This is a genomic window from Phytobacter massiliensis JC163 (assembly GCF_000321045.1).
In the GTDB taxonomy this organism is placed as follows: domain Bacteria; phylum Pseudomonadota; class Gammaproteobacteria; order Enterobacterales; family Enterobacteriaceae; genus Phytobacter_A; species Phytobacter_A massiliensis.
Genome location: NZ_HE578946.1, coordinates 202,802 through 210,289, shown reverse-complemented (window position 1 = coordinate 210,289; position 7,488 = coordinate 202,802). Strand labels below are relative to the sequence as shown.

General features: G+C 61.0%; 8 protein-coding genes. 2 read left to right on the top strand and 6 right to left on the bottom strand.

Features of this window, described 5'->3' with window-relative positions; all coding sequences use genetic code 11:
• Position 1: 1 nt before the first annotated feature.
• From lsrG to lsrA, 6 genes are read right to left on the bottom strand one after another with little or no spacing between them, the layout of a single operon-like run.
• A complete protein-coding gene (gene lsrG / locus ENTHG_RS11450) occupies positions 2–298 on the bottom strand; it encodes a (4S)-4-hydroxy-5-phosphonooxypentane-2,3-dione isomerase (RefSeq protein WP_044179798.1) in 297 nt (98 codons plus the stop codon).
• Entirely contained in the window at positions 295–1,182 is an 888-nt protein-coding gene (gene lsrF, locus ENTHG_RS11445; RefSeq protein ID WP_044179797.1) for a 3-hydroxy-5-phosphonooxypentane-2,4-dione thiolase, read from the bottom strand. The genes lsrG and lsrF overlap by 4 nt, the downstream gene beginning before the upstream one ends.
• 11 nt (positions 1,183–1,193) lie before the next feature.
• Complete coding sequence (gene lsrB, locus ENTHG_RS11440; RefSeq protein WP_044179795.1) at positions 1,194–2,207, bottom strand: autoinducer 2 ABC transporter substrate-binding protein LsrB; 1,014 nt, start codon at positions 2,205–2,207, stop codon at positions 1,194–1,196.
• A 2-nt stretch (positions 2,208–2,209) separates the two neighbouring features.
• The gene (gene lsrD / locus ENTHG_RS11435) at positions 2,210–3,202 is read right to left on the bottom strand and encodes an autoinducer 2 ABC transporter permease LsrD (RefSeq protein ID WP_044179793.1); all 993 of its coding nucleotides are present in this window, start codon (positions 3,200–3,202) and stop codon (positions 2,210–2,212) included.
• Positions 3,203–4,237 (bottom strand): autoinducer 2 ABC transporter permease LsrC, encoded by a 1,035-nt coding sequence (lsrC, locus tag ENTHG_RS11430; RefSeq protein ID WP_044179791.1) that lies wholly within the window; start codon positions 4,235–4,237, stop codon positions 3,203–3,205.
• Entirely contained in the window at positions 4,234–5,724 is a 1,491-nt protein-coding gene (gene lsrA / locus ENTHG_RS11425) for an autoinducer 2 ABC transporter ATP-binding protein LsrA (RefSeq protein ID WP_044179789.1), read from the bottom strand. The genes lsrC and lsrA overlap by 4 nt, the downstream gene beginning before the upstream one ends.
• Positions 5,725–5,940: 216 nt before the next feature.
• On the opposite strand from lsrA, the gene lsrR reads away from it, so the two are divergent.
• Together lsrR and ENTHG_RS11415 are read left to right on the top strand one after the other, a co-directional pair.
• Complete coding sequence (gene lsrR, locus ENTHG_RS11420; RefSeq protein WP_044179786.1) at positions 5,941–6,909, top strand: transcriptional regulator LsrR; 969 nt, start codon at positions 5,941–5,943, stop codon at positions 6,907–6,909.
• 43 nt (positions 6,910–6,952) lie between these two features.
• Positions 6,953–7,488, top strand: a 536-nt coding sequence (locus tag ENTHG_RS11415; RefSeq protein WP_044179784.1) for an FGGY family carbohydrate kinase, incomplete at its 3' end; no start/stop codon positions are given.

Here is a 7,488-nt window from a genome sequence, read left to right as displayed (position 1 = left end):
CTCACATTTCTGGCATCAGCCCCACAAAGGTCTGCTTTTTGCGCGGCTGCGACATTAACGCCTCCAGCTTCTCTACGCAGGCCAGATAATGGGGCGTTTTTTTATGCGCCAGCACCGCTTCGTCATCCTGATAGGCTTCATAAATCAGAAAACGGGTTTTGACCTCCGGGTCCTGCAACACGTCAAAACGCAGATTCCCCGGCTCCTGTACCGCCCCTTCGTGGTTGGCGCGAAACACCTCCAGGAACTCCTCTACCTTGTCCGGTTTGATATTAATTTCCACCAGCGTCACATTCATTGCTGCTCTCCCTGTTTCTCTTCCTGCCAGAACTGATACGCCTCGCGGGCGCTCATATTCTCATGTACCACTTTTTTCACCGCTTTCAGCATGGCGAGCGGCGCGCTGGACTGGAAGATATTCCGGCCCATGTCCACCCCGGACGCCCCCTGGTCGATGGCGCGAAAACACATCTCTAACGCCTCCTGCTCCGGTAACTTTTTGCCCCCGGCGATAACGATCGGCACCGGGCAGCTGGCGGTTACCTTCTCGAACCCCTCCTCCACGAAGTAGGTTTTGACGAACTGCGCCCCCATCTCGGCGGCAATACGGCTGGCCAGCGAGAAATAACGGGCGTCGCGGGCCATCTCTTTGCCGACGCCGGTGACGGCAAGCGTCGGCATTCCGTAACGGTTTCCGGCATCCACCAGCTTAATAATATTATTAATCGACTGATGCTCATGCTCGCTGCCGATATAGACCTGCGCGGCCACCGCACAGACGTTGAGCCGCAGCGCGTCTTCCATCGCCACCGCCACGCACTCGTTGGATAGCTCGGTCAGAATCGAGTTGCCGCCGGAGGCCCGCAGTACCACCGGCCTGTTTGTGGCAGGGGGAACGGTGCTGCGCAGAATGCCCCGCGTGCACATCAGCACGTCGGTTTCGGCGAACAGCGGCGCAATCGACAGGTCGATACGCTCAAGCCCGGTGGTCGGCCCCTGAAAATAGCCGTGGTCAAAGGCCAGCATCACTGTGCGGTTGCTCTTCGGGTTGAAGATGCGCGACAGGCGCGACTGCATTCCCCAGTCCAGCGCGCCGCACCCTTTCAGCGTATAGGGCGCGTTCTGCTGCGGCCGGTCGAGGCCAAAATCCTTGCCGTCTTTGATATCATCTAAATCCGCCATTGTTCCTCCCGTCAGAAATCGTATTTTCCAATGTTCTCTTTGGTGAACACCACCCGCTCCGGCAGCAGCACAATACCGTTGCCTTTCGCCTCATACTGATAGCCCTGGACGCTGTTAGGCTCGACTTTCAGCGTGCCGATATCTTTCACCTCCACGCTGTCGCCCACGTTCAGATCGCCTTTCTTCAACAGCTGGCTGGCCACGTTCACCGCGATCCGCCCCTGCTGCACCACATCCCACAGGCCGAAGGCTTTTACCGTGCCGCGCTCCACGTAGGGGCGCATCACATTCGGCGTACTGAAACCGACAATTGCGACGCCCTCGCGCTTAAGGTTCTCTGCCGCCTGCGCCGCAGCGGGCAGCGCGTTGGCGTCCGGGGCGATAATCGCGTCCAGATCCGGGTACGCTTTTAAGATCCCCTCGGCGGTCTGTAATGATTTGGTGGCGTCGTTATAGCCAAACTGGGTGGTCACCACCTGCCACTGGGGATGATCTTTCTCGATTTTGGCTTTCGCCTCTTTCACCCACTGGTTCTGGTCGGTCACCGTTGGGCTGGAGTAGAAAAACGCCACTTTGGCATTGGGTTTGCTGACCTGTTTGCCCGCCATCTCCACCAGCAGGCCGCCCAGCTGTTCCGGCGTTCCCTGGTTGATATAGATGCTGCGGCACTCCGGCTTGGTGTCGGAATCCCAGGTGAGCACCTTCACGCCGCGCTGCATCGCCCGCTTCAGCGCCGGGCAGAGCCCGTCAGGCGACACGGCGGAGACGATAATCGCGTTATAGCCCTGGTTGACGAAGTTGTTGATCAGCTGCACCTGGCCGGAGACGCTCGGTTCAGTCGGGCCGTCATAGGTGACATCCACCCCCAGATCTTTGCCCGCCTCTTTCGCGCCGTTGCCGCCGCTGGTAAAGAAGCCCACGCCAACCAGTTTGGGAATAAAGGCGATGCGGTCGGCGGCCTGAGCGGTTGCCACGCTCATCGCCAGCGCCATGACGCTGAGTTGCAGGTACTGTTTTGTCTTCATTGTTATGCTCCGATTGTTTTCTGCGAGAAAAGCCGCCGCCAGGCCGTACGCACCCACTCACGATGCAGACTCAGCGAACGCCCCATCACCACCACCACTAACAGCGCACCGGACAACGCGCTCGACACCTGGTTGGGGATGCCGACCATCTGTAACCCCTGCTGCAGATACCCCACCAGCAACGCCGCCAGCGCAGTACCCAGCACCGAACCCGAACCGCCATAGATATTGGCGCCGCCCAGCACGGCAGCGGTTAATGCGGGCATCAGCAAATCGCGCCCGAGATCCGAACGCGCAGAGCCAAAATAGGAGACCAGCACCAGCGCGGCGATGGCCGACGCCACGCCCACCAGGCCATAAAGGGCATAGGGCATGCCGTTGACCGACAGCGCCGCGTAACGCGCCGCCCGCGGGTTCTGTCCCAGTAAAAAGAGGTGGCGGCCAAAACGGGCGCGGTGGGTCAGCAGCCAGAAAAAGAGGGTGATAAGGGCAAACAGCACCAGCGGCACCGGCAGCCCCAGCAGCGTCAGGTTGGCGAAGGCGGTAAAGCTGTCCGGGAAGCCGCCAATCCCTTCGTAGCCGGTCGCGCCCGCCATGCCGGAGAGCAGCAGCGCCCCGCCGCCGTAGAGGTAGAGGGTGCCGAGCGTAATCACCAGCGGGCTGATGCCGGTGTAGTGAATCAGCGCGGCGTTAAACAGCCCGCACAGCAGGCCCAGCAGCAGCGTCAGCGCAATCGCCAGACTCATTGGCCAGCCCGCCTGCATCATCACCCCCAGCGCAATGGCGCACAGACCGATGGTGGAGCCCAGCGAGATATCAATCCCGCCGCTGATGATCACAAGCGTAAGCGGCAGCGCCACAATGCCGATGCAGATAAAGTCGCTGGTGCTGAACAGCAGCATATTGATATCCAGCATCCGCGGGTTGAGCGCGCCGAAAAGCAGGATCTCCAGCACCAGTAACAGCAGCAGCGCGAATTCCCAGTTGAGCTTCATTTACGCCACCTCTCTGTTTTTACGTTTCGTGAAGGAGGCGACGTTCTTGCCCCCCTTATTGCCGGGCATAAAACGGCTGTACTTGAGCTGGCGCTGATGGCGGGCCAGCGCCTGACGCAGGCGGCCATCCAGCACCAGCACGCCCAGCAGCACCAGCCCGGCGATAAAGTCGTTCCACCACGCGGGCAGTTTGAACAGCACCAGTACGGTGTCGATTTGGGTCAGGAAGAACGCGCCGAGAAAGGCGCCCACCAGCGTGCCGGTGCCGCCCAGCAGCGAGATACCGCCCAGCACGCAGGCGGCGATGGCTTTCATCTCCAGCCCGCTGCCGGTCTGGTTAGGCACAAAGCCAATTTGCGCGGCGAAAACAATCCCGGCGCAGGCCGCCAGCATGCCGTTGAGGGTAAAGGCGACCATCCGCGTGCGGTTGACCGCCACCCCAAGCTGGCGGGCCGCGGCAAGGTTATCCCCCACCGCATAGAAGTCGCGCCCGACAGCGGTACGCGCCAGCGTCCAGCTTCCCGCCGCCAGCAGCAGCAGCACCAGCCAGCCCAGCGGCGAAAGGCCGGTCATCCCCGGCACCGACAGTGCTTTCAGGCTGGCGGGCAGCCCTTCGATCCATTTGCCGTCGGTCCACAGCAGCATCGCGCCGCGATAGAGGCCCAGCGTACCCAGCGTGGCGACGATCGCCGGGATCTTAAGCGCCACCACCAGCACGCCATTAAACGCTCCCGCCAGCGCGCCGATAGCCAGCGAAAACGCAATCGCCACCGGCAGGCTGTAGCCGCTGTTAAGGGCCACGCCCACGGCAATGGCGCACAGGCCCACGGTCGAGCCGACCGACACATCAATGTTGCGGGTCAGCATCACCAGCGTCGCCCCTAGCGCCAGCAGCATCAGGATCTGGCTGCTGGCGAAGATCATGCCCACCGTCTGCAGGCTGAAAAACGACGGGTTCAGCGCCACCAGCACAATAAACAGGGCGAGGATCGCCAGAAAGGCGCTCAGCTCGCGGTTTTTCAGTAACGTTTTCATGCCTGTCCTCCGCCGAATGCCAGCGTCATCATCCGGTCAACGCTGACCGCATGGCGTGGGAGCTCTCCGCTGAGCCGCCCCTGGTGCATCACCAGCACGCGGTCCGCAAGACCGGGGAACTCATCCAGATCGCTTGAGATCATCAGCACCGCGACGTTTTGCGCCGCCACGCTCTTGATCAGCTGATAAATATCCGCCCGCGCCGCCACGTCCACGCCGCGCGTCGGTTCATCCACAATTAACAGCAGCGGGTTGGCCTCCATGCAGCGGGCCAGCAGCACTTTCTGCTGATTGCCCCCCGACAGGGTGCGCACAATCTGATCCGCATGATTCAGCTTGATGCCGAGCGCCCGGTGGTAACGCTCTACTACCGCCTCCTCCCGCTTGCGCTGCTGCCAGAGTGAGGGTTCGTTAAGGGCGACGGTGTTCCAGCGCACGGGCGCGTCCAGAAACAGCCCGGAGACCTGCCGGTCTTCCGGCAGATAGACCAGCCCGCGCGCCAGCCTGGCCTGAATGGCATCGCCGCCGATCTCGCGGTTCTCCAGCCAGATCCGTCCGGCGCGTACCGGGCGCAGCCCGTAGAGCGTCTCGGCAAACTCAGTGCGGCCGGAGCCCACCAGCCCGGCCAGCCCGACGATTTCACCGGCATGAATTTCGAGGCTTAAATCGATAAAGCCTTCTCCGGTCAGGTCGTCCACCCGCAGCACCGGGAAATCCTGCGGCTGGGTGCGGCGGTTGCCCGGCAGCGCCAGCCACAGTTTTTGCGTATCGCTTAAGCCGCGCTCCCGGCTGGCGGGGGTCATGGCGGCAATCAGGGCGTTATCATCGAAGCCTTCAATTTCGCCGCTCAGCACCACCGCCCCGTCGCGCATCACCGAGACATGGCTGGCAAGCGCCCGGATCTCCGGCAATTTATGCGAGATAAAAACAATCCCCACTCCCAGCGCCTGCATGGCGCGGATCTGGCGGAACAGGCGATCGGTTTCGCCGGGCGTCAATGAGGCGGTAGGCTCATCCAGAATGAGGATCTTCGCGTCGCGCATCAGACCGCGCAGGATCTCCACCATCTGCTGGTCCGCCACCTCCAGCGTGCTGGCGGCGGCCTGCAAATTGAGCTGGCAGTTAAGCTGCTGGAGCTTTTCCGCCAGCATGGCCTCCTGTTTCGCGCTCTTAGGCAGGCGAAAAAGGATGTTTTCCCGCACGGTAAGGTTGGGAAAGAGCATCGGCTCCTGCGGCACCAGGTAAATCCCCATCTGGTGCGCCAGGCCGGGTTTCAGGCGCGCAAAGGCTCTGCCGTTAATGAACAGTTCACCGCTATCCGGTGTCTCCACCCCGGCGATAATTTTCATCAGCGTCGATTTACCCGCGCCGTTGCCCCCCATCAGCGCATGCACCTGGCCTGCGCAGAGCGTGAAATCAATGCCTTTCAGGACAGGTACGCCTGAAAACTGTTTATTGATGCCCCGCGCTTCTATCAGTGAATTCATTCTGGCCCCGCTATTGAACAAATGATTTTTTGATTCAATAATGTTCAAAAGCGTAGACGGTGAACTATATTTACAACCGTGCAACGATCACAGTTTTATGCATTTGGATCTTCTAAATGCAAAGGCCGCGTTAAAAGATCTGTTTTGCCGGGCTGCTCACATTTTCATCCGCGGCAAGCGCGAACATATGATCTAAATTTTTATAAGAGTTCAGTTATGAGCGAAAAACGAATCGAAGAAGGACGCTTTGCGGGTCTGGCGCTGGCGGAAGAGGAGTTAGTGGCCCGCGTCGCCTGGTGCTACTACCACGACGGGCTGACGCAAAACGACATTGGCGAGCGCCTTGGCCTGCCCCGGCTCAAGATTTCACGACTGCTGGAGAAGGGGCGACAGTCCGGGGTGATACGCGTGCAGATCAACTCGCGTTATGAAGGGTGCCTGGCGCTGGAAACCGAGCTGCAACAGGCTTTCGGCCTGCGTATCGCCCGCGTGCTGCCCGCCCTCAATACCCCACCGATGAGCGTGCGGCTGGGTATCGGCGCCGCGCAGTCATTGATGGGGGTGCTGGAGCCGGGGCAATTGCTGGCGGTGGGCTTTGGCGAAACCACTATGAGCTGTTTGCAGCACCTGAGCGGCTTTATCAGCTCGCAGCAGATTCGGCTGGTGACGCTCTCCGGCGGGGTTGGCCCCTATATGACCGGCATTGGTCAGCTTGACGCCGCCTGTAGCGTCAGCATGATCCCCGCCCCGCTGCGCGTTTCGTCGCCGGAGGTGGCGGAGATATTAAAACGCGAATCCAGCGTGCGGGATGTGATCCTCGCCGCGACCGCCGCCGACGTGGCGGTGGTGGGCATCGGATCGGTGAATCAGAAACGCGACGCCACCATTTTGCGCTCGGGCTATATCAGCGAGGGGGAACAACTGATGTTCGCCCGCAAAGGGGCGGTAGGCGACATTCTGGGTTACTTCCTGCAGGCGGACGGCCAGCGGGTGGAAGGGCTGGAGATCCACCGTGAACTGCTTGGCGTCACCCTGGATGAACTGGCGCAGCTGCCCACCATCATTGGCGCGGCTGGCGGAGTAGAAAAAGCAGATGCGATTTACGCCGCACTGAAAGGTCGCCTTATTAATGGCCTAGTGACGGAAGAGACGACAGCACGCGCGGTCCTGGCGCTGGCGCAATAACGCGCCGCTTGCCGCGCTGCGTGGATAACAGCGAGGCAAGCCCATGAGTTACCTTTTAGCGTTAGATGCAGGGACTGGCAGCATTCGTGCCGTGATCTTCGACCTGAGCGGGCGGCAAATCGCCGTCGGCCAGGCGGAATGGAAGCACCTGAGCGTGGAGAATGTCCCCGGCTCGATGGAGTTCGATCTCGACACCAACTGGCGGCTGGCCTGCCAGTGCATCCGCCAGGCGCTCGATCGGGCGCAGCTTAGCGGGGCGGATATTGCCTCGATCGCCTGCTGTTCGATGCGCGAAGGTATCGTGCTTTACGATCGCAACGGCGACGCCATCTGGGCCTGCGCCAACGTTGACGCCCGCGCCAGCCATGAGGTGGCGGAGCTTAAAGAGATCCATGATTACCGTTTCGAATCGGAAGTGTATGACGTTTCCGGCCAGACGCTGGCGTTGAGCGCCATGCCCCGCCTGCTGTGGCTGGCGCACCATCGCCCGGATATCTACCGCAATGCCGCCACCATCACCATGATCAGCGACTGGCTGGCGGCAAAACTCTCCGGCTGGCTGGCGGTCGATCCTTCGAA

What these genes read in the sequence shown, in the direction of transcription:
- lsrG (WP_044179798.1), bottom strand. Translation starts at nt 298, where the DNA reads ATGAATGTGACGCTGGTGGAAATTAATATCAAACCGGACAAGGTAGAG.
- lsrF (WP_044179797.1), bottom strand. Translation starts at nt 1,182, where the DNA reads ATGGCGGATTTAGATGATATCAAAGACGGCAAGGATTTTGGCCTCGAC.
- lsrB (WP_044179795.1), bottom strand. Translation starts at nt 2,207, where the DNA reads ATGAAGACAAAACAGTACCTGCAACTCAGCGTCATGGCGCTGGCGATG.
- lsrD (WP_044179793.1), bottom strand. Translation starts at nt 3,202, where the DNA reads ATGAAGCTCAACTGGGAATTCGCGCTGCTGCTGTTACTGGTGCTGGAG.
- lsrC (WP_044179791.1), bottom strand. Translation starts at nt 4,237, where the DNA reads ATGAAAACGTTACTGAAAAACCGCGAGCTGAGCGCCTTTCTGGCGATC.
- lsrA (WP_044179789.1), bottom strand. Translation starts at nt 5,724, where the DNA reads ATGAATTCACTGATAGAAGCGCGGGGCATCAATAAACAGTTTTCAGGC.
- lsrR (WP_044179786.1), top strand. Translation starts at nt 5,941, where the DNA reads ATGAGCGAAAAACGAATCGAAGAAGGACGCTTTGCGGGTCTGGCGCTG.